The following is a 19,768-nucleotide window of genomic DNA, read 5'->3' as shown; positions in this document are numbered from 1 at the left end:
ATCCACCCGTTCCCATGCCGAACACGGAAGTTAAGCTCTTCAGCGTTGATGATAGCCGGGGGTTCTCCCCCCGTGAAAGTAGATCGCCGCCGGGCGAGTTAAACCGTTTCCCTTTTCGGAGGGAGTCGGTTTTTTTATATTTTTTTCCTTTTTCTCTATGCTACAATAAACATACTAATTATTAGGAGGGAGAAAAGGTATATGAATATTGTGCCGATCGGGGATCATGCCTTAAGTGTGCAATTTGAAAATGTGATTTCTCCCTCCGTGAACCAGAAGGTACACCGGCTGCATGAAGCTTTAAAAAAAGAGCAGCCGGCGGGGATGAGTGAGTGTGTCCCAGGCTACCGTGCATTGACCGTATATTATGATCCACTGCAAATACAGTGCGAACATCTTTACGAGCTCATTAGTAACGTATTTGGGCGTATGGATGAAGCATCAGAAGGTACAATGAAAACGTACTATCTGCCGGTTTGTTATGACATATCGTTTGGGCAGGATATCGAACGTCTTGCAGTAGAAAACGAACTATCTGTAGACGAAGTGGTGGCTCTGCACAGTGGTTCTTCCTATTTTATTTATATGCTTGGATTTACTCCGGGGTTTCCTTATCTTGGCGGGCTCGAGGAGCGACTCCGTACCCCGCGCCTTGAGACACCAAGAGGAAAAGTGGAAGCCGGATCTGTTGGCATAGCGGACGCTCAGACAGGGGTGTATTCGATTGACAGTCCGGGAGGGTGGAATATTATTGGTAAAACCCCGGTGCCTTTGTTCAATGCAGCGTATGATGAACCTGCGCTTCTAACCCCGGGCCACTTGCTCCGGTTTGAACCCATCGCATACAAAGAGTACGTGGAAATTGAAAAATCTGTCGGCCGTGGAGAGTACAGCATCCGTATAGAAGAGGAGGGAGAGGCGTGACCATTGATTTAAATTGTGACCTGGGGGAAAGTTACGGCATTTATACACTGGGCGTGGATCAGAAGGTGCTTCCTTTAGTCTCGTCGGTAAACGTTGCCTGCGGGGGCCATGCGGGGGATTCGGCGGTGATGGCGCGCACTGTTGCTCTTGCCAAACAGTACGGCACAGCCGTTGGTGCCCACCCCGGCTTTTGGGATAAAGAAGGGTTTGGCCGCAGATACATAGCAATGGAGGAAGAAGAAATTTATCAGCTTTGTCTCTACCAAATAGGGGCGCTGCATGCCTTCTGCTGTGCAGAGGGCGTACAGATGCAGCATGTAAAACCGCACGGGGCTTTATACAACGCTGCTCTTCGCGATCCCGCGGCTGCCAGAGGAATGGTACGGGCAGTGAAGGATTTTAGTGAGCATCTCCTTTTATTTGCTCCTGTCCATACAGAACTGGAGGCAGCAGGGGAAAGATACGGCCTGAAGGTGGCAAAGGAAGTGTTTGCGGATCGTACGTACACAGCTGAAGGCACATTGACCCCGAGAACAGAGAAAAATGCATTTATCTATGAACCTGAAGAGGCCGCCGCTCAGGTGCTCGATGTTCTTCAAAAGGGAGCTGTTAAAGCAGTGGACGGCACAGCTGTATCTATGGAAGCAGATACCATATGTGTGCACGGGGATAACGAACAGGCGGTTCTGTTTATTCAACATTTAAGGGAGTGGTTGGAGTACCGGGGAGCATCGGTGCAGGCAGCGGGGGAATTTATATGAACAAAACGCCTGTCTGCACTGTGCGAAAAGCAGGGCTCTTTACCACCGTCCAGGATACAGGCCGGACCGGATATCAGCACCTCGGTGTTCCGGCTTCCGGGGCAATGGATATGTATGCGCTCCAGATGGGGAACGCTCTCTGCGGGAACCATTTGGGCGCAGCTGGGCTGGAGCTGACCTTAATGGGCCCGACCCTTACGTTTCATGAAAAAACGGTTATTGCGGTTACAGGTGGAAACCTGCAGCCGGCAGTAAATAAAGAATCCATTCCAATGTGGGCAACGAGAAAAGTCTACGCAGGAGACGAGCTGACCTTTAACGGGCCGGCACAGGGTGCACGTGCCTATCTTTGTATTGAAGGGGGCATAGAGGTGCCGATGGTTTTAGGCAGCCGCTCGACGTACACAAAAGGCGGCATAGGGGGCATGGAGGGCCGGGAGCTTGAAAGTGGCGACATATTGTATCGGGGTACCGTGCATAGTAAACCAAAGCCCTTTGAACGCCGGCTCCCCGCAGCGGGTATTCCAGTCTATGAAAAACAACAGACGCTCCGGGTAGTCGCGGGCCCGGAATTTGATACATTAACAACAGAAGCCGGGGCGATGCTGCTTCGGGAAGCTTACGTGGTGACCCAGGAAGCGGACCGGATGGGTATTCGGCTCCGCGGCCCGGAAGTGTCTTTTCATCATACCGGGGACATTATATCGGACGGTGTGGCGTTTGGAACTATTCAACTGGCCTCAGACGGCCAGCCGATGATTTTAATGGCCGACCGGCAGACCACAGGAGGTTACGCCCGTGTTTTGAATGTCATCAGTGCCGATTTGTTGAAAGCCGCCCAATTGCAGCCAAATGCTACCGTGAAGTTTGAGCAGGTGACGCTTGAGGAAGCAAAAATTGCTTTCCGGCAGCTGCATCGTTCGCTCGAAGACGTGTACTTTGCTGTGAATAATAAAAAATGGAGATAAAATATTTAAAAACCCCTTGTGCTCATGTATCCTGCGTGGTAAGATAATAATTGTCTTGTTGAGAGACACCATACATAGTGCGGTGACAACAGCGAAGAGGATCCACCCGTTCCCATGCCGAACACGGAAGTTAAGCTCTTCAGCGTTGATGATAGCCGGGGGTTCTCCCCCCGTGAAAGTAAATCGTCGCCGCGCTATACCAAATCGCGGGATAGAGCAGTCTGGTAGCTCGTCGGGCTCATAACCCGGAGGTCGGAGGTTCAAATCCTCCTCCCGCAACCAATTATACTAATACACAAAAGCCGTTAAGGCTTTTTTTTATGAAATAAGAAGCAACAAATGAAGCCGTAAACCGAACTACCCTCTGTGCTTGCTGCACAGAGGGTAGTTTTTGGATAAAGGGGAACAGGCGCTTTTTCGTTTACTGTACGCGATTGCAAGAATACGATAAACTAGCAGGAGACTATTATGAGAGATCATTGAGGAGCAGTTTATGCCAAACGATGAATTTGACTGGATTAACGAACGCAAGCCAACGCAGACCTTCCAGGAAAGGCTGGAAGTAGGAATAGGTGATGATGCGGCGGTGTACCGGCCGCTTGCGCAGATGAATGAAATTGTCTGTGTGGATACGATGATTGAAGACGTCCATTTCCGGAAAGATACGATGAATCCATTTGATATCGGTTTTAAAGCCCTGGCTGCAAACATTAGCGACGTCGCCGCCATGGGAGGCGTGCCGCATTTTTATGTGATATCGATTGCGGTAACGCCCGGCTGGTCCGAAGAGGAATTAAATGAACTGTACCGGGGAATGAACGAACTGGGTGCACGCTACCAGATGGATATGATTGGCGGGGACACGGTATCCTCCCGGCGCGACTTAATGGTGAGTATTACGGTGATCGGAGCTGTGGAAGAAAAACAGCAGCTGCTGCGAAGCTCTGCGGAACCCGGGGATACCGTGTTTTTAACTGGGCCGGTCGGTATGTCGGCGGCCGGACTTGAGCTTCTGCTCGAGCGGACAAAGAATGCGGCTTACTCTGAGCGGGAGAAAGCATTGATTGCCTATCACCAGCGCCCGGTGCCCCAGGTAGAGGCGGGGCGTCTGCTGGTGGAATACGGCGGCCGCACCGCCTTAAACGATATAAGTGACGGACTGGCAAGCGAATGCTGTGAGATTGCGGAAGCAAGCGGCGTTTCGATGGAACTGGACTTTTCCGGTCTGCCCGTACATGAAGCTATGGAGCAGCTGGAGATTCAAACTATGAAAAAGCATATGTTTTACGGGGGAGAGGACTTCGAACTGGTAGGAACGGCAGCAGCTTCCGATTGGGAAGAGCTCAGCAGGAAATTCCGGGAAGCCGGACTTGCGCTGTATGCGATTGGGAAGGTTTCAGAAGGAAACGGAGAAGTCTTCCTGCAGGAAAACGGCGCCCGTACAAAGCTGGAAAAATCCGGCTATAATCATTTTCGTTCATCATAAGCAGCAGAAAGGAAGAAACGCTATGACAGAGTGGGTCATCGACACTTCGTCCCCGGAGGAAACGGCGTCTTGGGGAGAATTCTTGGGCCGGTACGCGGAGGCAGATGAAAAGATATGGCTGCTCGGAAGTCTCGGAGCAGGAAAAACACATTTTGCCAAAGGCTTTGCCAGAGGCCTGGAAGTTGTCACGATGGTGAACAGCCCGAGCTTTACGATCGTTAAAGAATACGAAGGGCGGCTGCCTTTGTTTCATATTGACCTTTACCGGCTTTCGGAGGAGGAAGCGGAGGAAATCGGCATTGAAGAATACTTTGAGGCAGGCGGAGTATCGCTTTTGGAATGGCCGATCCGTCTGGAAGAATGGCCGGAGGATCGTCTGGAAATAGATATTCAATACACCGGGGAAACGAGCAGGCAATTGACTTTGACGGCCGTTGGCGAGCGGTGGAAGGCAAAGATGAAGGAGTTGCAGAATGATGAAAATGCTCGCAATTGACACGTCCACGCACGTGTTGGGCATCGCCCTTGCAGATGAACAGAAAATCCTCGGAGAATATACCACTAACATTAAAAAAAACCATTCCGTCCGTCTGATGCCGGCGGTGGAATCACTGATGAAAGAAAGCGGTGTCGTCCCGGAAGAACTGGACGCGATAGCGGTAACGACCGGGCCAGGTTCCTACACCGGCGTGCGCATCGGAGTAACGACGGCTAAATCAATGGCCTGGGCCTTAAATATCCCGCTCTATCCTGTATCAACGCTGCAGGTATTTGCACAAAACGGCCTCGGGTTTCCGGGTCTCGTTTCCCCCCTGATCGATGCGCGCAGAAATCAGGTTTACACGGCGGCTTTTTCCGGAAGTACGGAACAAAACGCAGTAACACGTCAAATGAAAGACCAGATCATTCTGCTCCCGGAATGGCTCAAGGTGCTGGAGCAAACGCAGGAAAAAATCCTGTTTGTTGGGGAAGACACGGGGAGCCGGCAGGAGCAGATCCGGGAACGACTTGGCAGCCGTGCGGTGTTTGCGGACTGGATGGGACAGACGATCCGTCCGGCGGAAATTATCCGTGTGGCCCGAACCGCCGGTGAAGCACGGGACGCGCATACGGTGGTGCCGGAATATGCCCAGCTCGCCGAAGCAGAAAAAAATTGGCAGAAAGCCCAAAGCGGGAGATCCGAATGAAAGCAGAAATACTGATCCGTATCATGAGCGCCGACGATATCGACAACGTGATGGAGGTAGAACACAACGCTTTTTCGATGCCGTGGAGCCGGCGTGCGTTTGAAAATGAAATGTACAACAACCAGTTTGCTCATTATCTGGTGGCGGAAGTCGGAGGCAGAATTGTCGGCTACTGCGGGGTGTGGATTGTCATTGATGAGGCACATGTAACCAACATTGCGGTGCATTCACGCTACCGCGGACGTAAAATTGGCCAGGAGCTGCTGGCCAATTTGATGGAGCTTGCCTACACATACGGGGCCCGGACAATGACGCTCGAAGTGCGTGAAACCAACGAAACGGCCCGGAACCTGTACGATAAATTCGGGTTCGTGCCTGGCGGTGTCCGAAAAAATTATTACATGGATAATAATGAAAATGCGATAGTAATGTGGGTGAATATGAATGAACGAGCATGAACCAATAGATATTCTGGCTGTGGAAACGAGCTGTGATGAGACAGCTGCTGCAGTCATCAGAAATGGCACCGGGATCCGGTCCAACGTTGTCCTTTCCCAGATGAAAAGTCATAAACGCTTTGGCGGCGTCGTGCCCGAGGTCGCTTCGAGACATCACGCGGAATCCATCACCCAGGTAATGGAGCAGGCGCTCGAGGAAGCAGGAAGCTCATTTTCTGATTTGTCTGCCGTGGCGGTAACGGAAGGCCCGGGGCTTGTCGGGGCGCTTCTTGTCGGCGTAAATGCTGCGAAGGCGACAGCCTACGCGAAGGGGCTGCCGCTGATCGGTGTCCACCATATTGCGGGCCATATTCAGGCGACCCGGCTCGAGGCGGAGTGGGAGTACCCCGCTCTTGCGCTCGTCGTGTCCGGCGGCCATACGGAGCTGGTGCTGATCAAAGAAGAAGGGGAGTATGAACTGCTCGGCCAGACAAGAGATGATGCCGTGGGAGAGGCCTACGATAAAGTCGCGCGTACTCTCGGCCTGCCGTACCCCGGCGGCCCGGAACTCGATAAGCTGGCTAAAACCGGAGCGCCGACTGTGCCGCTTCCCGTGGCGTGGCTCGAGGATGGCTCGTATGATTTCAGCTTCAGCGGCTTGAAATCAGCCGTCATGAATACACTCCATAACGCCCGCCAGCGCGGGGAAGAATTGGCCCCGGAAGACGTTGCGGCAAGCTTTCAGCAGAGCGTCATTACCGTACTGACGGAAAAAGCAGCCCGCGCGGCAGAAGCCTGCGGAGTAAAACAGGTGATGGTAGTCGGAGGCGTGGCAGCCAACAGCGGCCTGCGGGCTGCGATGGAGGAAAAATTCAAAGACAGCAGCATAAAGCTGCAGATTCCGCCGCTTCATTTATGTACCGATAATGCAGCCATGATCGGGGCCGCCGCCTATATCAACTGGAAAAAGGGGAAATTTTCCGGTATGGATTTAAACGGTGTGCCCGGCCTGCCGCTTCATAGGTAATGAAAAACCCGTGTCTCTGCCAGAAGAGAACACGGGTTTTACTGTGTGGAGGGGAGGGACTAGGAGTTGGATTCTTCGAGCTGAAGCTCTTCCCATTCCTCCATCAGTTGTTCAAGCTCGCCTCTCAGTTGATTGATCGATGACTGGTAGCCGGCGGCTTTTTCATGGTCTTCGTACACATCGGGCTCGAAAAGGGCTGCTTCCTGCTCCTCGACGAGATGTTCCTTGGCTTCAATATCCTGTTCAATCTGCTCAATGCGGCGCTGCCGCTTGCGGGCCTCGCGTTTGGCTGCTTTATCGTCTGCAAACGAGGACTTAGCTTCACCGGCATCTTCAGGCTTCGGTCCTTCACGCTCAGCCTGGAGCGCCGCTTTTTCCCGTTCTTCTTCCTTTTTGAACAAATAGTAATCATAGTCTCCGATGTAGTTGCGGACGTCGCCGTCGCCCATTTCGAGGATGCGGGTCGCAATCCGGTTCAGAAAATACCGGTCGTGGGAAACAAACAGAATCGTTCCCGGGTAATCAATCAGCGCGTCTTCAAGCACTTCCTTGCTGTCGAGGTCGAGGTGGTTAGTCGGCTCGTCGAGCAGCAGAAAGTTCGATTTCTGCATCATCATTTTGGCGAGCGAGAGACGTGCTTTTTCGCCGCCGCTTAAGTCAGACACCTGCTTCAGCACATCTTCGCCGGTAAATAGAAACTGGCCGAGCACGGTACGGATATCTTTTTCGTTCTCGAGTGGGTATTCATCCCACAGCTCCTGCAGGACGGTTTTGCCCGAGTTCAGTTCGGCCTGCTGCTGATCGTAATACCCAAGGTCCACTTTACTTCCGAGCTGAATATGTCCTTCATCCGGTTCAAGGTCTCCCTTGATCGTTTTTAAAAAGGTACTTTTTCCCGTCCCGTTCGGTCCGATCAGCGCAATACTCTCGCCGCGCTGGGCCCGGACGTTTAAATGCTCAAACACGGGCGCTTTGTCGTCAAAACGGAAGGTGAGGTCTTCTGCTTTTAGTACATCGTTGCCGCTCTGGCGGTCAATGTCGAAGCGCAGGGAGGCGGATTTCCCGTCCCGCTGCGGTTTGTCGAGCTTGTCCATTTTCTCGAGCTTTTTCCGCCGGCTCTGGGCCCGTTTTGTCGTGGACGCGCGCACAATATTTTTCTGCACAAAATCTTCAAGCTCGGCAATTTCCTTCTGCTGCTTTTCGTAGGCCTGCATTTCCTGTTCAAACAGCTCGGCCCGTTTTTCCTGAAACGCGCTGTAGTTGCCGTAGAACAAACGGGCTTTTTTGTGAATGATTTCGTATACCTTCGTCACAATCTGATCCAGAAAATACCGGTCGTGGGAAACGATCAGGACAGCGCCCGGATAGCTGCTTAAATACTGCTCGAGCCAGCGCAGGGTATCCATATCCAGGTGGTTGGTCGGCTCGTCAAGAATTAAAAGCTCCGGCCGCGACAGCAGAAGCTTGCCGAGAGCGAGACGGGTCTTCTGGCCGCCACTTAACGACTGAACCGGCGTGTCGAGGGAGAAGCTGCCAAAGCCGAGCCCGGCCAGCACCGTGCGGATGTCGGACTCGTAGCGGTAGCCGCCGCGCGCTTCGAATTCCTGCTGGCGCTGGTCGTAGTCGGCCATCAGCTTTTCATAGGCCCTGGCGTCATCAATAACGTCGGGCTCGGACATTTTCGCCTCCATACGGCGCAATTCGGCTTCAGCTTTCTGCAGGTGGGTAAAGACGTCGAGCATTTCATCCCACATAGTTTTATCGCTGTTCAGGCCGGTATGCTGCTCAAGGTACCCGAATGTCGTTCCCTTTGGCATCGTGATGGAGCCGGAATCATACGAGGATTCACCGGCAAGAATTTTCAGGAGGGTGGATTTGCCGGCCCCGTTTTTGCCTACCAGGGCCACCCGCTCGCCTTCCTTTATTTCGAGTTTTATTTGATCAAGTACGGTTTCTGCCCCAAAAGACTTGGTGACACCCGAACATTGAAGTAAAATCATATTTATATAGCTCCTTTAATAACAACTCTGATAGTATCAGTGTATCGTACTTTTCGGCGAAACGCGAAACAGGATAAGTCTCGCCGCAGGTAAGCGTTTCGGTACGTTTTCATGGGGACACATGCTATACTGTTTACAGACAATGACAATACATTTAGGTGGAAATAATTATGAATACAGACCAGCAAAAAATTCCGCAGGCTACCGCGAAACGGCTGCCCCTATATTATCGATTTCTGGAAAGCCTTTATGCAACAGGCAAAACACGCGTTTCTTCAACCGAATTGAGTGAGGCGGTCAAGGTGGATTCGGCAACGATCCGCCGGGATTTTTCGTATTTCGGCGCGCTCGGCAAGAAAGGATACGGCTACAATGTCCAGTACCTGCTGTCATTTTTCCGGACCACCCTGGACCAGGATGAGGCGACAGACGTAGTGCTTCTTGGCGTCGGGAACCTGGGAAAGGCGCTGCTTCGTTACAATTTCTCCAAAAATGAAAACACACGGATTGTGGCTGCATTTGATATCAATAAAGACATGGTGGGAGAGCAGATTGGGAACGTGCCGGTGTATCACACGGACGATCTCGCGGAAAAGCTTGAAGAGCATAACGTTTCCGTAGCGATGCTCACGGTGCCGTCTGCAGCGGCCCAGACGACTGGAGAAAAATTGGTGGAGGCAGGCATCAGCGGCATTCTGAACTTTACCCCGGCGCGCTTATCCGTCCCTACGTCCGTTCGCGTGCATCATATCGATCTTGCCATCGAGCTGCAGACTCTCGTGTATTTTCTGAAAAATTATCCGTTGGACAGCGAATAGACTGTCAGCAGGATACTTCATTTATACTGACCCATTAAAAAGGGACCGGCCAACATTCAGGCGGTCCCTTTTGCTATTTCTTCTTTTTCTGCTCCGACATGAGGCGCAGATAGTTGAATCCCATCACGAGGTCATATGCGGCAAAGGCGGCGAGCAGGATGCTCCAGAACGACCAGGAGGACTCGCTGACGGAAAAGTACGTAAACATCAGCAGCACTCCGCCCAGCGTAAAGTAAAAGAGGGCAGCGGTAGAAGCTTTCATATTACATCAACCCCTGAACAAGCAGAATAAGTGCACTCTCGGCTTCACGCATAATTCGTTCAATTTCATCCTGGAACAATACCTGAATACCGACCACAAATGCATTCATGAGAGAGTGGACGATAATCGGCACGATGATGCGGCCGGTTTTGACATACAAGTAAGCGAACACAAAGCCGATCATGGTGTAGACGAGCAGATGGGTGAAATCCAAATGCACTGCAGCAAATATCAGGGAGCTGATAATAGCGGCAATAAAAAAGTTCGTTCGTTTATACAGCGAGCCGAATATAGCTTTACGGAACACCAGCTCTTCGAGAATCGGGCCGATCACAGCTACGATAATTACAAAGGCCGGCATGCTGTTAACAAGCTCGATGATCTGCGCTGTGTTTTCAGACGCCGTATCGATGCCGAGCAGGTTCTGTTCGATCAAACCGGCAACGATCTGGCCGGCATACGCGAGGGCGAACCCGATAAAAATCCAGGCGACGGAATTCGGCCACGGCATTTTTGGTTTGTTGAACGCGAGGCGCTGACCCCTTTCAGGAATCAGCAGAATCAAAATAACAATCAAAGCGACGATAAAGCTCGCAAAAATCCAGAAGTACGAAGCCTGCTGCGCGGAATCAAAGCTGCCTACAGCCAAAAGGGCCGGAACGGCAACGATGCCCGAAAGCTGCATAAGTACATAAATAATAACAATGCTCCAGTAACGTGCGGCCATGGAAGGGGATCACTCCTAATCTCTCTCGGTTAAATCCAGTTTCGAACGCTCTAATTGTATCACAGGTGCCTGCAGGAAGAATAAAGAGAGCGCTTGCGAATTTATGACAATTTTGAAATAGAAGATTAATAAAATGATTAGCAGGGAATGTGAATGAAGGCGCCATCAAGCGCCGGAGTGGGAAAAGACAGAAAAAATTTTCGCTTCCCTCTTGCAAACAAAGCCCAGGTTGATTAATATAATAATTGGGTTTAGCACTCGGAAGGAAAGAGTGCTAACAACAATGTTGTTACTGTCGTTCCCGTTACATATAACGGACGATGAAAATATTCTAAGGAGGTTGTTTTCCTTGTTAAAGCCTTTAGGTGATCGACTCGTACTCGAACAGGTAGAATCAGAAGAAAAAACCGCTGGCGGTATTGTGCTGCCGGACTCCGCCCAGGAGAAACCACAGGAAGGACGCGTGGTTTCTGTAGGTGCCGGTGCTGTAAAAGACAACGGTGAACGCGTAACGCCGGAAGTAAGTGAAGGCGACATCGTCGTTTATTCGAAGTTTGCAGGCACAGAAGTGAAATACGACGGAAAAGATTATTTAATCGTCCGCGAAAGCGACATCCTCGCTGTAGTCCAGTAATCAGCTTTATTTCGAAATCATTATTACATTAGGAGGATTTCATCATGGCTAAAGATATTAAGTTTAGTGAAAACGGCCGCCGCGCGATGCTCCGCGGTGTGGACGAACTCGCAAACGCTGTAAAAGTAACGCTTGGACCAAAAGGCCGCAACGTTGTTTTGGAAAAAAAGTTCGGTTCCCCGCTTATCACCAATGACGGTGTAACCATCGCCAAAGAAATCGAACTCGAAGACAATTTCGAAAACATGGGCGCCCAGCTCGTATCCGAAGTTGCCAGCAAAACGAACGACATTGCCGGTGACGGTACAACAACAGCAACCGTTCTTGCCCAGGCTATGATTCAGGAAGGCCTGAAAAACGTTACCTCCGGTGCGAACCCAATGGGTATCCGCCGCGGCATGGAGAACGCAACCAAAGTAGCGGTTGAAGAACTCCGTAACGTCAGCAAGCCGATTGAAGGCAAAGAATCCATCACGCAGGTTGGCGCGATTTCTGCAGGATCTGAAGAAATCGGTCAAATCATTGCAGAAGCCATGGAGCGCGTGGGCAACGACGGCGTTATCACAGTCGAAGAATCCCGCGGCCTTGATACAGAGCTTGAAGTTGTGGAAGGTATGCAGTTTGACCGCGGCTATGCGTCTCCGTACATGGTTTCCGACAACGAATCCATGACTGCAGAGCTCGATAACCCGTATATTTTAATCACGGACAAAAAGCTCACAAGCATTCAGGAAGTACTTCCGCTGCTTGAGCAGGTTGTACAGCAGAACCGTCCAATCCTCATCATCGCAGAAGATGTGGAAGGCGAAGCGCTTGCGACTCTCGTTGTGAACAAACTGCGCGGAACGTTCAACGCGGTAGCAGTGAAAGCACCAGGCTTTGGCGACCGTCGTAAAGCAATGCTTGAAGACATCGCTACACTTACCGGTGGTACGGTCATTACAGAAGATGTAGGCCTTGACCTGAAGACTGCAACGATCGACCAGCTCGGTCACGCCAACAAAATCACGATCGATAAAGACAACACAACGATCGTAGAAGGAAGCGGCGATCCGCAGACGATCGGCGCACGTGTGACACAGCTTCGCACACAGATGGAAGAAACCACTTCCGAATTCGACCGTGAAAAACTTCAGGAGCGCCTCGCGAAGCTTGCAGGCGGCGTAGCCGTTGTTAAAGTCGGCGCAGCGTCTGAAACTGAAATGAAAGAGCGCAAGCTCCGCATCGAAGACGCCCTCAGCTCTACACGCGCAGCAGTAGAAGAAGGCATTGTCTCCGGCGGCGGTACCGCGCTGATGAACGTCTACAAAAAAGTAGAAGAAGAAATGAACAACACTACAGGCGACGAAGCAACCGGCGTGAAAATCGTTCTCCGTGCCCTCGAAGAACCACTCCGTCAGATTGCGCATAACGCAGGCCTTGAAGGCTCCGTTATCGTTGAGCGTCTGAAAACAGAAGCAGTCGGACACGGCTATAACGCAGCGACCGGCGAATGGGTAAACATGATTGACGCAGGTATCGTCGATCCTACAAAAGTTACCCGCTCCGCGCTGCAAAACGCATCGTCCGTATCCTCCATGTTCCTGACAACCGAAGCAGTTATCGCCGACATCCCAGAAGAAAATGGCGGCGGTGCCGGCGGCGGCATGCCAGACATGGGTGGCATGGGCGGAATGGGCGGCATGATGTAGGCCAACAGGATGTTGGTCACCCGGACGTTGCGACAGGACTTCGCGGTTCTCGCCCGGGTTCCGCTCAATCCCATGCTATAACCCAGCTTTAATGAAAATGAGCAGAATGCTGACATTTTGCTAACATTTGAATAGAATGTACTTTAAGCTTCTCATGAGTTCACTGAACTTGTGGGAAGCTTTTTTATGGTTTTTAGTCATATAAGCGTAAAGATTAGTACCTGTTAGACGATCAATTCAATCGCTAAAAAGTAAACTGGATACCCGGAAAACTCGTTAATCGTAAAGTTCTTAAAAATCTTTTCATCCCTTCTCCTGAATGCAGCCAAAATTATCTAAAAGCACTCCCGCAGTAGATTGCCAGCTTTACTTTAGCATGGTAAAATGTAACCAATATATGTAAAAGGAGGGATTTTAATGAGGTATAAAGAAAAGAAAAAATGGTATCAGCGGATTCCCGGGTATCGTTCCGGGGTAACGTGGAAGATGATTACAGCTTCTATTATTTATACTTTAATTTTATTTGTTATATTAGTTCCATCTGAATCTTCTACAGAAATAGCTGATGAAAATACCGCGGAAGATGCTGCTGAATTGGAAGCAGAAGATGCAACAGCAGCCAACGATAAACAAGAAGCAGACAAGCAAACGAATAACGACGAAGAAGAACAAAAAGCGAAGGAAGAGGAAGAGCGCCAGGCTGAAGAGGAAGCCGAACAGGAAGCGAAAGAAGAGAAAGAGCGCCAGGCTGAAGAGGAAGCCGAACAGGAAGCGAAGGAAGAGGAAGAGCGCCAGGCTGAAGAGGAAGCCGAACAGGAAGCGAAAGAAGAGAAAGAGCGCCAGGCTGAAGAGGAAGCCGAACAGGAAGCGAAAGAAGAGAAAGAGCGCCAGGCTGAAGAGGAAGCCGAACAGGAAGCAAAGGAAGAGAAAGAGCGCCAGGCTGAAGAGGAAGCCGAACAGGAAGCAAAGGAAGAGGAAGAGCGCCAGGCTGAAGAGGAAGCCGAACAGGAAGCAAAGGAAGAGGAAGAGCGTCAGGCTGAAGAGGAAGCCGAACAGGAAGCAAAGGAAGAGGAAGAACGTCAGGCTGAAGAGGAAGCCGAACAGGAAGCGAAAGAAGAGGAAGAGCGTGAGACTGAAGAAGAATCCAGCGGATCTGTTTCTCAGGAGCAGGCAGTCAGCCAGGCTAAGAGTTATCTGGAATATACGGCCTTTTCTAAATCAGGGTTGATCGAGCAATTGGAGTATGAGGGCTTTAGCACGGAAGAGGCAACATATGCTGTGGAAAATATCTCAGTTGACTGGGAGGAGCAGGCGGTCAGCCAGGCCCAGGACTATCTGGAGTACACAGCATTCTCCGAATCAGGATTAATCGAGCAATTGGAGTATGACGGTTTCAGCTCATCGGAAGCCGCGCATGGTGTGGAAAACATTACAGTTGACTGGCAGGAACAGGCGGTTATTCAGGCCGAGGATTATCTGGAGTACAGTTCTTTTTCAAGACAGGGGCTAATTGATCAATTGACTTTTGAAGGGTTCAGCACAGAGCATGCCACATATGCTGCCGGTCAAGTTGGTTTGTAATAGACAGATTGAGTTTAGGGGGCAGCAAAAGCTGCTCCCTTTATCTATCAGTAACTATTAATTATACCTCTCTTTTTCAGTATCGGTATGTAATTCGATCCATAATATTTATTGAAGTGATCATGAATATTGAACTTGAAGTGTTGGAGGATAATTGTAGAATGAACCGGGAAAATCAGTTAAGTACAGAGAAACCTCACACAAATGGATGGAAAGGGAGACGATTATATTAAGTCACTACTATTAAGTATAGCTGTAGTAATCACTCTTGCCGTGCTGGGGAATGCTTTTGTAGGTAATGCTTTAACTGTTTGGTACGCTCAGCTTAACAAGCCCTGGTATTTAGTTCCTTTATGGTTTTTTTTAGTTGTCGGCGTTCTTTATTACATTATGGGGACCGTCATTTTATACCGGCAAATGCATAAAATTGATGAATCACATTTGCGAAAGGCGGCTTTGGTTCTTACATTGATCATGCTGGTAGGAAATGAAGTATGGAATTATTTATTTTTTGGTCTGCAAAGCACTTTTTTAGGTTTTATTGGTTTAATCCCTTTTACACTGGTAGTTGGCTTATTAGCATATACCCTTAAAAAAATTGATGTTTTTTCTTTTAGTATTCTCTTACCTTATATTTTATGGTTAGTGTATGATTTAATTTGGGCATTCAGTTTATATATGCAAAATCTGTAACATGAATTTTTGTAATTGGGAGGAAACGATATGAAAAACATACGCTGGGGCATTATAGGATGCGGCAATGTGACAGAGGTGAAAAGCGGGCCTGCCTTTCAACTGGCCGAAAACAGTTCCCTGCAGGCGGTGATGAGGAGAAATGGAGAAAAGGCGAGGGACTATGCAGAACGTCACGGGGTTCCCAGCTGGTATGATAAAGCGGAGGATCTTATCCACGACGCCGAAGTGGATGCCATTTATATAGCGACGCCGCCTTTGTCACATAAGGAATATACAATCATGGCCGCTAAAGCGGAAAAGCCTGTGTATGTGGAAAAGCCGATGGCAAACAGCACAGACGAATGTGCAGAAATGATAAAAGCCTGCGAACATAATGGTGTTCCGTTGTTTGTTGCCTACTATAGAAGATCTCTTCCGCGTTTTAGAAAAGTAAAAGAGCTGCTGGATGCCGGAAGCATTGGAGAGGTTCGGTTTGCTTCTATCCAGCAGAACCAGAAAATCGTCCAAAAAGACGAAAACGGAGAATGGCCGTGGAGGGTGATCCCTGAAAAGAGCGGCGCAGGACTTTTTTATGATGTCGGCTCCCATACGCTGGATCTTTTTGATTACCTGCTCGGGCCTTTGAGCGATGTGAAGGGTTCTGCGGTGAACCTGGCTGATTCCTACCCGGCTGAAGATACGGTAAGCGGCACATGGAAGTTTGAGAGCGGTGCTGTCGGGATAGGGGTATGGAATTTCTCTGCATATAAAAATGAAGATAATAATCGTATTGTTGGTACAAAAGGAGAAATACGGTTCTCTACGTTTGATGATAAGCCGATCCTCCTTCTAAACGAAGCCGGGGAAGAAGCTTTTCATATCGAGCACCCTAAACATATTCAGCATCATCACATTCAGTCCATTGTTGATGAACTGCTTGGAAAGGATGTCTGTTTAAGTACTGGCAAAACAGCTTTTCGTACTAATCAGGTAATGGAGGAGCTTGTCAAAGAATATTATTAAAAACAAACTGAACGTTAAGCATTATACGTTGACGTTCAGTAATTTTTATATTAGCATATGCTTATATAATAAAATGATGGTAGGTGAACGTATGGAAAAGATCAAACCGGAAATTAAGGACACTGCTTCTGTGCTGAAGCTGTTGGGAGACAATACACGTCTTTCCATTGTCAGCCTTGTACAGAACCACGAATGCTGCGTATGTGAATTTGTGGAGCTTCTGGAAATGTCCCAGTCGTCGGTGAGCCAGCATCTCAGAAAGCTCCGGGACGCCGGCCTTGTCAAAGAAAAGCGGAAGGGGCACTGGATTTTTTATTCGTTTAACCGGGAGCATCCGTCTGCGGGCATGGTGGAGGACATTCTCCGGCATGTGCCCGACCAGAACGAAAAGCTGCAGCAGCTGGAACGGGACGGACTGCGCATCAATTGTGACTGAGTGTCACCGCACGAAATAATACTTCATGAAATGAGGATTCAGTGATGAACAAAAAGAAGATGTATTTTTTATGTACGGGTAATTCCTGCCGAAGCCAGATGGCAGAAGGGTTCGGCCATTATTTCCTGGGAAATGAATGGGAGGTCCATAGCGCTGGTATTGAAGCCCACGGCCTGAATCCAAAAGCGGTCGAAGCCATGAACGAAGTCGGCATCGATATTTCCACGCAGGAATCGAGCATGATCGACCCGGAATATTTAAACAACGCGGATATGGTGGTCACGCTTTGCGGCGATGCCAACGATAAATGCCCAATGACACCACCACACGTCACGAGGGAGCACTGGGGCTTTGACGACCCGGCAAAAGCAGAAGGTACAGAGGAAGAACGCTGGGCGGTGTTCCAGCGCGTGCGTGATGAAATTAAAGAGCGTATTCATGCCTTCGCCCAGACAGAAAACGTAAAATAGAGGAGAAGATAAGCATGACAAAGGTGCGTATTTATGACCCTGCGATGTGCTGTGATACAGGTGTGTGCGGACCAGGCACAGACCCGGAGCTCGTGCGGATCGCTGCTGCGGTTGAGCGTCTTCAGCAGCAGGGGTACGACATTGAACGCTATAACCTGTCTAATCAGCCGGAGCAGTTTGCCGCAGCCAAAGACGTTACCGAGCGCATCACAACCGATGGAATCGAAGCTCTTCCAATTGTATTGAAAGACGGGGCGATTGTATTGACAGCGGGGTATCCGGACGTGGAACAGCTCGCGGACTGGTTTGACGCAAAGGCCGAAGAGCTTCAGCCGGAAAGAAATGTTCCAACGGTCGAACTGTCGTTTAACACCCGCTATTCTAAATAAAAAGGGGATCGCCTGATGAACAAGAAACGCTTTCACCCGGATCATCATACGTATACCCGCTACTTGTTTTTTACCGGTAAAGGCGGCGTCGGCAAAACATCCTCTGCTTCAGCGCTCGCAGCTTATCTTGCTGGAAAAGGCAGGCAGGTACTGCTTGTGAGCACCGATCCGGCTTCGAACCTGGACGACGTGCTTGAAATGCCGCTGAATAACCGGGCGTCAGCTGTGCCGGACGTAAAGGGCCTGTATGCAAGCAATATCGACCCCGGAGAAGCGGCCGAAACGTACAAAGAAGCTGTGGTTGGTCCGTACCGGAACCTTTTACCGGAAACAGCCGTAGCGCAGATGGAAGAGCAGCTTTCGGGCGCATGTACCGTTGAAATTGCTGCCTTTAATGAATTTGCAGAGCTGTTAACGGCGCCAAACGAAAGCTATGACCATATCATTTTTGATACAGCCCCGACCGGTCATACGCTCCGCCTGCTGGAGCTGCCATCAGCCTGGGATGACTTTTTACAGACGAGTACCCACGGTGCTTCCTGCCTTGGCCCGTTATCCGGCCTGGCAGATAAAAAAACAATGTATGAACAAGCGGTCGCCCAGCTCGCAGATGCTTCCCGGACAACGGTATACATTGTCGCGCGCCCCGATACTTCCTCTCTGGAAGAAGCGGCCCGGACAGCGGAAGAGCTGGGGAGCATGGGGATGCGTGAACAGGTATTTTTAGTAAATGGTTTGTTCACGCCTTCAGGCACCGAAGACGCCACCGCCTCTTTGTTTGCCTCCGCCCAGCAGAAAGCCTTGCAGCAGGCCCCTGATTTCTTCGAGGATAAAACGCTTTGGACGCTTGCCTATCATGCGGTGATATCTACAGGGGCTGCCTGCTTAACTCATTTATTTGATGAGCCTTCCGTGGTGGAGGACCCCGAACCGTTTCATGAAGCTGGACCAGCGACGACGGTGGAGGACATGGTGCAGGATATTGAAGATCAGAAATACCGTCTCGTATTTACGATGGGAAAAGGCGGTGTCGGGAAAACGACAATGGCAGCCGAGGTGGCGTCAAAGCTTGCTGCACGAGGCCACGCTGTTCATTTAACGACGACCGATCCGGCGGATCATCTGGCCGGCGTTATCGATTTGGATAATCTTTCTTCTTTATTAACAGTCAGTCATGTGAATCCGGAAGAGGCTCTGTCGGATTATCAGAAAACCACAAAAGACGAAGCCATCGCTGCCGGCGTTTCAGCATCTGAGCTTTCCTATATTGAAGAGGATCTTTCCTCTCCATGCACGGAAGAAATAGCGGTATTTCAAGCCTTTTCTGAAGTAGCAGCCCGGGCGGATAACGAAATTGTGGTTATTGATACAGCCCCGACCGGCCATACGCTGCTGCTTCTGGAACACGCGGAGCAGTATACAAAGGAAATTGAACGAAGCAGCGGGCATACGCCCGAGGCTATGAAGCAGCTGCTGCCAAGGCTGAAAAATCCGGACGAGACAGCTTTTCTGCTGCTTACTCTTCCGGAAACAACGCCAGTCCTTGAAGCGGAGCGTCTGCAGCAGGATCTTGGCCGCACTGGTATTTATCCGAAATGGTGGGTCATCAATCAAAGCTTTGCAGCTGCGCAAACGAATGACCCTCTTCTCCGGAAAAAAGGGATAAGAGAACTTTTTTGGATCGATTACGTGAAGAAAAACCTGGCAGATAAAATAGTTACGCTTCCCTGGGATGCGAATGCAGGGAAAAAAGCCCAAACGATATCTTGATGCAAAGGGGAAAATAAATATGGAGATTACCAACGAAGCAAAAACGGTACTGCAGACACTGATGGCGGAAAATAAAGTCGATCATGTACGGGTAGCCTATGAAGGAATGGGATGCTGCTCCCCGCAGATCGGCCTTGGCTTGAGCCAGCCGGAAGAAAAGGACAAGGTGGAAAATATTAACGATATCCAGGTTGCGGTAGATGAACGTGTTGTGGAATTTGTGCAGGCAGTAAAGCTTGATATACAGGACAATGAAGAGGGCCAGCAGCAGTTTGTCATGACCGGACTGCCGGAAAATAACTGCTGAATGAGCCCGGAGAAGGATTCAGGAAAGGAGTCGTTTTATGACTGAAGAACGGATTTATGATGTGATTATCGCGGGCGCCGGCCCGGCCGGCATGACCGCGGCGGTATACGCCTCCCGGGCGGAAATGGATACGCTCATGCTCGAGCGCGGCGTGCCCGGCGGCCAGATGGCCAACACCGAGGACGTGGAAAACTA

At 50.2% G+C, this 19,768-nt stretch carries 23 protein-coding genes, 1 tRNA gene and 2 rRNA genes; 23 read left to right on the top strand and 3 right to left on the bottom strand.

The genetic code is table 11. The annotated features are described in order from the left end of the window. The 11 genes from rrf (BLV22_RS14605) to tsaD form a co-directional block, all read left to right on the top strand. Nucleotides 1-95: ribosomal RNA gene (gene rrf / locus BLV22_RS14605) — 5S ribosomal RNA — on the top strand; the annotation flags it as partial. Nucleotides 96-201: 106 nt separating this feature from the next. After that, the gene (gene pxpB, locus BLV22_RS14600) at nucleotides 202-924 is read left to right on the top strand and encodes a 5-oxoprolinase subunit PxpB (protein ID WP_091616813.1); all 723 of its coding nucleotides are present in this window, start codon (nucleotides 202-204) and stop codon (nucleotides 922-924) included. Next, a complete protein-coding gene (locus BLV22_RS14595) occupies nucleotides 921-1,685 on the top strand; it encodes a 5-oxoprolinase subunit PxpA (RefSeq protein WP_091616811.1) in 765 nt (254 codons plus the stop codon). The genes pxpB and BLV22_RS14595 overlap by 4 nt, the downstream gene beginning before the upstream one ends. Further along, on the top strand, nucleotides 1,682-2,653 hold the full coding sequence (locus tag BLV22_RS14590) for a 5-oxoprolinase subunit C family protein (RefSeq protein ID WP_091616809.1): 972 nt from the start codon (nucleotides 1,682-1,684) through the stop codon (nucleotides 2,651-2,653). Before BLV22_RS14595 ends, BLV22_RS14590 begins: the two co-directional genes overlap by 4 nt. A 78-nt stretch (nucleotides 2,654-2,731) precedes the next feature. Next, nucleotides 2,732-2,848: ribosomal RNA gene (rrf, locus tag BLV22_RS14585) — 5S ribosomal RNA — on the top strand. Nucleotides 2,849-2,858: 10 nt separating this feature from the next. Beyond that, nucleotides 2,859-2,935 (top strand) — tRNA-Met (locus BLV22_RS14580). Between the two features lie 211 nt (nucleotides 2,936-3,146). Then, nucleotides 3,147-4,139, top strand: coding sequence for a thiamine-phosphate kinase (gene thiL / locus BLV22_RS14575; protein ID WP_091616807.1), 993 nt, complete (start codon nucleotides 3,147-3,149; stop codon nucleotides 4,137-4,139). A gap of 22 nt (nucleotides 4,140-4,161) precedes the next feature. Beyond that, entirely contained in the window at nucleotides 4,162-4,635 is a 474-nt protein-coding gene (gene tsaE, locus BLV22_RS14570) for a tRNA (adenosine(37)-N6)-threonylcarbamoyltransferase complex ATPase subunit type 1 TsaE (protein WP_091616805.1), read from the top strand. After that, entirely contained in the window at nucleotides 4,616-5,326 is a 711-nt protein-coding gene (gene tsaB / locus BLV22_RS14565; RefSeq protein ID WP_091616817.1) for a tRNA (adenosine(37)-N6)-threonylcarbamoyltransferase complex dimerization subunit type 1 TsaB, read from the top strand. The genes tsaE and tsaB overlap by 20 nt, the downstream gene beginning before the upstream one ends. Continuing rightward, nucleotides 5,323-5,784: a ribosomal protein S18-alanine N-acetyltransferase gene (rimI, locus tag BLV22_RS14560; RefSeq protein WP_091616803.1), complete on the top strand. Its 462-nt coding sequence runs from the start codon at nucleotides 5,323-5,325 to the stop codon at nucleotides 5,782-5,784. Before tsaB ends, rimI begins: the two co-directional genes overlap by 4 nt. Continuing rightward, nucleotides 5,771-6,790 carry a tRNA (adenosine(37)-N6)-threonylcarbamoyltransferase complex transferase subunit TsaD gene (gene tsaD / locus BLV22_RS14555; protein ID WP_091616801.1) on the top strand — a complete coding sequence of 340 codons (1,020 nt, stop codon included), beginning with the start codon at nucleotides 5,771-5,773 and terminating at the stop codon, nucleotides 6,788-6,790. The genes rimI and tsaD overlap by 14 nt, the downstream gene beginning before the upstream one ends. 59 nt (nucleotides 6,791-6,849) lie before the next feature. Here tsaD and BLV22_RS14550 read toward each other — a convergent pair whose 3' ends face one another. Then, nucleotides 6,850-8,790 (bottom strand): ABC-F family ATP-binding cassette domain-containing protein, encoded by a 1,941-nt coding sequence (locus BLV22_RS14550; RefSeq protein WP_091616799.1) that lies wholly within the window; start codon nucleotides 8,788-8,790, stop codon nucleotides 6,850-6,852. 170 nt (nucleotides 8,791-8,960) lie between these two features. Between BLV22_RS14550 and BLV22_RS14545 the strand changes: the two genes are divergently transcribed. Next, nucleotides 8,961-9,608 (top strand): redox-sensing transcriptional repressor Rex, encoded by a 648-nt coding sequence (locus BLV22_RS14545; protein ID WP_091616797.1) that lies wholly within the window; start codon nucleotides 8,961-8,963, stop codon nucleotides 9,606-9,608. Between the two features lie 73 nt (nucleotides 9,609-9,681). Here the strand turns inward: BLV22_RS14545 and BLV22_RS14540 are convergent, their stop codons facing one another. Both BLV22_RS14540 and BLV22_RS14535 read right to left on the bottom strand, forming a co-directional pair. Continuing rightward, nucleotides 9,682-9,870: a DUF4305 domain-containing protein gene (locus tag BLV22_RS14540; protein ID WP_091616795.1), complete on the bottom strand. Its 189-nt coding sequence runs from the start codon at nucleotides 9,868-9,870 to the stop codon at nucleotides 9,682-9,684. Nucleotide 9,871: 1 nt separating this feature from the next. Next, nucleotides 9,872-10,597 (bottom strand): CPBP family intramembrane glutamic endopeptidase, encoded by a 726-nt coding sequence (locus BLV22_RS14535; protein ID WP_091616793.1) that lies wholly within the window; start codon nucleotides 10,595-10,597, stop codon nucleotides 9,872-9,874. A gap of 349 nt (nucleotides 10,598-10,946) precedes the next feature. On the opposite strand from BLV22_RS14535, the gene groES reads away from it, so the two are divergent. From groES to BLV22_RS14480, 11 genes are all read left to right on the top strand, one after another. After that, complete coding sequence (gene groES, locus BLV22_RS14530; protein ID WP_091616791.1) at nucleotides 10,947-11,231, top strand: co-chaperone GroES; 285 nt, start codon at nucleotides 10,947-10,949, stop codon at nucleotides 11,229-11,231. 44 nt (nucleotides 11,232-11,275) lie between these two features. After that, nucleotides 11,276-12,922, top strand: coding sequence for a chaperonin GroEL (gene groL / locus BLV22_RS14525; RefSeq protein WP_091616789.1), 1,647 nt, complete (start codon nucleotides 11,276-11,278; stop codon nucleotides 12,920-12,922). Nucleotides 12,923-13,339: 417 nt separating this feature from the next. Next, nucleotides 13,340-14,503, top strand: a complete 1,164-nt coding sequence (locus BLV22_RS14520; protein ID WP_091616788.1) for an Ltp family lipoprotein — start codon at nucleotides 13,340-13,342, stop codon at nucleotides 14,501-14,503. Nucleotides 14,504-14,707: 204 nt separating this feature from the next. Beyond that, nucleotides 14,708-15,196 carry a TspO/MBR family protein gene (locus tag BLV22_RS14515; RefSeq protein ID WP_091616786.1) on the top strand — a complete coding sequence of 163 codons (489 nt, stop codon included), beginning with the start codon at nucleotides 14,708-14,710 and terminating at the stop codon, nucleotides 15,194-15,196. A 30-nt stretch (nucleotides 15,197-15,226) separates the two neighbouring features. After that, nucleotides 15,227-16,201: a Gfo/Idh/MocA family protein gene (locus tag BLV22_RS14510; protein ID WP_091616784.1), complete on the top strand. Its 975-nt coding sequence runs from the start codon at nucleotides 15,227-15,229 to the stop codon at nucleotides 16,199-16,201. Nucleotides 16,202-16,292: 91 nt separating this feature from the next. Beyond that, nucleotides 16,293-16,637: an ArsR/SmtB family transcription factor gene (locus BLV22_RS14505; RefSeq protein WP_091616815.1), complete on the top strand. Its 345-nt coding sequence runs from the start codon at nucleotides 16,293-16,295 to the stop codon at nucleotides 16,635-16,637. Between the two features lie 44 nt (nucleotides 16,638-16,681). Next, nucleotides 16,682-17,107: an arsenate reductase (thioredoxin) gene (gene arsC / locus BLV22_RS14500; RefSeq protein ID WP_091616782.1), complete on the top strand. Its 426-nt coding sequence runs from the start codon at nucleotides 16,682-16,684 to the stop codon at nucleotides 17,105-17,107. A gap of 14 nt (nucleotides 17,108-17,121) precedes the next feature. Further along, the gene (gene arsD, locus BLV22_RS14495) at nucleotides 17,122-17,496 is read left to right on the top strand and encodes an arsenite efflux transporter metallochaperone ArsD (RefSeq protein ID WP_091616780.1); all 375 of its coding nucleotides are present in this window, start codon (nucleotides 17,122-17,124) and stop codon (nucleotides 17,494-17,496) included. 15 nt (nucleotides 17,497-17,511) lie between these two features. Next, nucleotides 17,512-19,266 (top strand): arsenical pump-driving ATPase, encoded by a 1,755-nt coding sequence (arsA, locus tag BLV22_RS14490; protein ID WP_091616778.1) that lies wholly within the window; start codon nucleotides 17,512-17,514, stop codon nucleotides 19,264-19,266. A 19-nt stretch (nucleotides 19,267-19,285) separates the two neighbouring features. Beyond that, nucleotides 19,286-19,573 carry an iron-sulfur cluster assembly accessory protein gene (locus tag BLV22_RS14485; RefSeq protein ID WP_091616776.1) on the top strand — a complete coding sequence of 96 codons (288 nt, stop codon included), beginning with the start codon at nucleotides 19,286-19,288 and terminating at the stop codon, nucleotides 19,571-19,573. A gap of 37 nt (nucleotides 19,574-19,610) precedes the next feature. Beyond that, a partial coding sequence (locus BLV22_RS14480; protein ID WP_143030962.1) for an FAD-dependent oxidoreductase occupies nucleotides 19,611-19,768 on the top strand: 158 nt, incomplete at its 3' end.

The organism is Marinococcus luteus (assembly GCF_900106595.1).
In the GTDB taxonomy this organism is placed as follows: Bacteria; Bacillota; Bacilli; order Bacillales; family Marinococcaceae; genus Marinococcus; species Marinococcus luteus.
Note: the sequence above shows the minus strand (reverse complement) of the source record. Positions and strands in the feature narration are given on the sequence as shown.

What these genes read in the sequence shown, in the direction of transcription:
- BLV22_RS14515 (WP_091616786.1), top strand. Translation starts at nt 14,708, where the DNA reads ATGGATGGAAAGGGAGACGATTATATTAAGTCACTACTATTAAGTATA.
- thiL (WP_091616807.1), top strand. Translation starts at nt 3,147, where the DNA reads ATGCCAAACGATGAATTTGACTGGATTAACGAACGCAAGCCAACGCAG.
- BLV22_RS14485 (WP_091616776.1), top strand. Translation starts at nt 19,286, where the DNA reads ATGGAGATTACCAACGAAGCAAAAACGGTACTGCAGACACTGATGGCG.
- BLV22_RS14545 (WP_091616797.1), top strand. Translation starts at nt 8,961, where the DNA reads ATGAATACAGACCAGCAAAAAATTCCGCAGGCTACCGCGAAACGGCTG.
- BLV22_RS14590 (WP_091616809.1), top strand. Translation starts at nt 1,682, where the DNA reads ATGAACAAAACGCCTGTCTGCACTGTGCGAAAAGCAGGGCTCTTTACC.
- arsC (WP_091616782.1), top strand. Translation starts at nt 16,682, where the DNA reads ATGAACAAAAAGAAGATGTATTTTTTATGTACGGGTAATTCCTGCCGA.
- pxpB (WP_091616813.1), top strand. Translation starts at nt 202, where the DNA reads ATGAATATTGTGCCGATCGGGGATCATGCCTTAAGTGTGCAATTTGAA.
- tsaE (WP_091616805.1), top strand. Translation starts at nt 4,162, where the DNA reads ATGACAGAGTGGGTCATCGACACTTCGTCCCCGGAGGAAACGGCGTCT.
- BLV22_RS14505 (WP_091616815.1), top strand. Translation starts at nt 16,293, where the DNA reads ATGGAAAAGATCAAACCGGAAATTAAGGACACTGCTTCTGTGCTGAAG.
- tsaD (WP_091616801.1), top strand. Translation starts at nt 5,771, where the DNA reads ATGAACGAGCATGAACCAATAGATATTCTGGCTGTGGAAACGAGCTGT.
- BLV22_RS14520 (WP_091616788.1), top strand. Translation starts at nt 13,340, where the DNA reads ATGAGGTATAAAGAAAAGAAAAAATGGTATCAGCGGATTCCCGGGTAT.
- rimI (WP_091616803.1), top strand. Translation starts at nt 5,323, where the DNA reads ATGAAAGCAGAAATACTGATCCGTATCATGAGCGCCGACGATATCGAC.
- BLV22_RS14550 (WP_091616799.1), bottom strand. Translation starts at nt 8,790, where the DNA reads ATGATTTTACTTCAATGTTCGGGTGTCACCAAGTCTTTTGGGGCAGAA.
- BLV22_RS14535 (WP_091616793.1), bottom strand. Translation starts at nt 10,597, where the DNA reads ATGGCCGCACGTTACTGGAGCATTGTTATTATTTATGTACTTATGCAG.
- arsD (WP_091616780.1), top strand. Translation starts at nt 17,122, where the DNA reads ATGACAAAGGTGCGTATTTATGACCCTGCGATGTGCTGTGATACAGGT.
- groL (WP_091616789.1), top strand. Translation starts at nt 11,276, where the DNA reads ATGGCTAAAGATATTAAGTTTAGTGAAAACGGCCGCCGCGCGATGCTC.
- BLV22_RS14510 (WP_091616784.1), top strand. Translation starts at nt 15,227, where the DNA reads ATGAAAAACATACGCTGGGGCATTATAGGATGCGGCAATGTGACAGAG.
- BLV22_RS14540 (WP_091616795.1), bottom strand. Translation starts at nt 9,870, where the DNA reads ATGAAAGCTTCTACCGCTGCCCTCTTTTACTTTACGCTGGGCGGAGTG.
- tsaB (WP_091616817.1), top strand. Translation starts at nt 4,616, where the DNA reads ATGAAAATGCTCGCAATTGACACGTCCACGCACGTGTTGGGCATCGCC.
- arsA (WP_091616778.1), top strand. Translation starts at nt 17,512, where the DNA reads ATGAACAAGAAACGCTTTCACCCGGATCATCATACGTATACCCGCTAC.